Source organism: Nocardioides sp. (assembly GCF_004803405.1).
Taxonomy (GTDB): Bacteria; Actinomycetota; Actinomycetes; order Propionibacteriales; family Nocardioidaceae; genus Nocardioides; species Nocardioides vastitatis.
Genome location: NZ_SSXI01000248.1, coordinates 1 through 2360 on the forward strand (window position 1 = coordinate 1; position 2360 = coordinate 2360).

The window sequence follows — 2360 nt, forward strand, 5'->3', positions numbered from 1 at the left end:
CAGTCCAGCGCGGCGGAGCTGGCCCGCCGCCTGGCGCAGCACCCGGCGGTCGAGGAGGTGCGCTACCCGGGCTTCGGCGCGATCGTGGCACCGGTGCTGGCGGGCGGCGCCGACGCGGGCGACTTCCTGGTGCGCGCCACCTCGCTGTGGGTTCACTCGACCTCGCTCGGCGGCGTCGAGTCGACCTTCGAGCGGCGTCGCCGCTGGCAGGCCGAGGCCGCCACCATCCCCCAGGGTCTGGTCAGGATGTCGGTCGGGATCGAGGACGTGGACGACCTCTGGGCGGATCTGGTCCAGGCGCTCGACCGGATCGACGCCTGACCCGGCGAGCGACTACTCGATCTCGGGCTTGGGGTTGCGCGCGATGAACGACTCCATCATCTGCGAGGTCGTCATCCGGCCCTGGACCACCTCGTCGACGCTGTCGACGATCGGGCACTCCACGCCGTTCTTCGCAGCGAGCGCGCGCAGCGACGAGCAGGACTTGGCACCCTCGGCCACCTGGCGGGTGGACGCGTAGATCTCCTCCACGGTCATGCCCTGCCCGAGCTTCTCGCCGAAGGTGCGGTTGCGCGAGAGCGGTGACGAGCAGGTCGCGACGAGGTCGCCGAGACCGGCCAGGCCCATCAGCGTCAGCGGGTTGGCGCCCAGGCGCATCGCCAGGCGCGCGGTCTCGGCCAGGCCCCGGGTGATCAACGAGGCGGTGGTGTTGTCGCCGAAGCCCAGGCCGACGGCCATGCCCACGCAGAGGGCCACGACGTTCTTGTACGCACCGCCCAGCTCGCACCCCAGCACGTCGATGCTCGTGTAGGGCCGGAACGCCTGCGAGTGCATGCGCTTCTGCAGGATCGTCGCGACGTCGTCGTCCGCGCACGCGACGACGGACGCCGCCGGCTCACGGCGGGCGATCTCGCGGGCCAGGTTGGGTCCGCTGACCACGGCGATCCGGTCCGACCTGATGTCGCCGACCTCCTCGATCACCTCGGTCATCCGCTTCAGGGTGCCGAGCTCGACGCCCTTCATCAGGGACACGAAGACGGCGTCGGGCTGCACGTGGGGCAGGAACGTCGGCAGGTTCTGCCGCAGCGACTGCGAGGGCACAGCGAGGACCACGACGTCAGCCCCGGCCAGCGCCTCCTCCGGGTCGTGCGTGGACCTGATCGCGTGGGGCAGCTCGATGCCGGGCAGGTAGTCGGTGTTCTCGTGGCCGTCGTTGATCGCCTCTGCGACCTCCTCACGGCGTGCCCAGATGCTGACCTCGTTGCCGGCGTCGGCCAGCACGATGGAGAACGCCGTTCCCCAGGACCCGGCGCCGAGCACCGCGACCTTGTTGCCCACGGGCTCGCTCACTTCGCCTTCTTCCTCTTGAACCGGTCACCGCGCACGGCCATGTCGTACCGCTCGGCCGGTGCCTTCTCTCCTCGGATCAGCTCCAGCTGTTGCGTGATCGCAGCCAGTATCCGTTCGGTGGCCTCGTTGACCACTGCCTGTGTCCGCGGCTGCGCCCTCAGGTCGTCGAGCTCGACCGGAGGACCCACCCGCATGATCACCTTGCGCCGCGGGACCACGTGCGGCTTCTTGGTGTACGGCGGCAGGATCTCATGTGCCCCCCACTGGCCGACCGGGATCACCGGACAGCCGGTCTCGAGCGCGATCCGCGCCGCACCTGACTTCCCCTTCATCGGCCACATGTCGGGATCACGGGTGATCGTGGCCTCGGGATAGATCACCACGCACTCGCCGGCGCGGACCGCCTCGACCGCGGCCTGGTACGCGCCGACCGCGTCCTTCGTGTCCCGCTTCACCGGGATCTGGCCGCAGCCCCGGAGGATGGCGCCCACCACCGTGGTGTCGAACAACGCCGCCTTCGCGAGGTAGCGCGGCTTTCGGCCGTGGTCGTAGACCAGGTGCGCAGCTGTCAGCGGATCGGCGTGGGAGATGTGGTTGAGTGCGACGATGGCGCCGCCCGTGGCCGGCAGGCGCTCACCGTCGATCCACTCCCGACGGGTCGTCGCGAGCAGGAGGGGCTTGATGATGGGGACCGCGATATTGAAGGCCCAGCCCCTCTTCTCCTGCAGCTTGCGCACCGTCACGAGGATGCAGGCTACCTGTCGGGGACCCGGACCTCTTCGCAGTGACGCCCACCGCGCCTGCGAAGATCTGGACGTGGTCTCGCGTCCGGACGGTTTCGTCGTCCTGTTGCCCGTGAAGTCGCCGGGCACGGGCAAGTCGCGGCTGGCCGGGTTGAGCGACTGCGAGCGGAGCCGGCTGGCCGCAGCGTTCGCCCGGGACGCGCTCGCGGCGTGCCTGGCCACGCCGGCCATCACCCGCGTCGTCGTGGTCAGCGACGACGCCGAGTT

The 2360-nt window shown here is 70.2% G+C and carries 3 protein-coding genes and 1 pseudogene; 2 read left to right on the forward strand and 2 right to left on the reverse strand.

Annotated elements, in window-relative coordinates; translation table 11 throughout:
* On the forward strand, nt 1-321 hold a 321-nt coding region (locus E7Z54_RS18005; protein ID WP_206056374.1), incomplete at its 5' end, for a PLP-dependent transferase.
* Nucleotides 322-333: 12 nt separating this feature from the next.
* On the opposite strand, the gene E7Z54_RS18010 is transcribed toward E7Z54_RS18005, so the two are convergent.
* Together E7Z54_RS18010 and E7Z54_RS18015 are read right to left on the reverse strand one after the other, a co-directional pair.
* Nucleotides 334-1350 carry an NAD(P)H-dependent glycerol-3-phosphate dehydrogenase gene (locus E7Z54_RS18010; protein WP_136436069.1) on the reverse strand — a complete coding sequence of 339 codons (1017 nt, stop codon included), beginning with the start codon at nt 1348-1350 and terminating at the stop codon, nt 334-336.
* Nucleotides 1347-2093 carry a lysophospholipid acyltransferase family protein gene (locus E7Z54_RS18015; RefSeq protein WP_206056376.1) on the reverse strand — a complete coding sequence of 249 codons (747 nt, stop codon included), beginning with the start codon at nt 2091-2093 and terminating at the stop codon, nt 1347-1349. The genes E7Z54_RS18010 and E7Z54_RS18015 overlap by 4 nt, the downstream gene beginning before the upstream one ends.
* A gap of 73 nt (nt 2094-2166) precedes the next feature.
* On the opposite strand from E7Z54_RS18015, the pseudogene E7Z54_RS18020 reads away from it, so the two are divergent.
* Nucleotides 2167-2360: pseudogene (locus E7Z54_RS18020) on the forward strand (hypothetical protein); the annotation flags it as partial.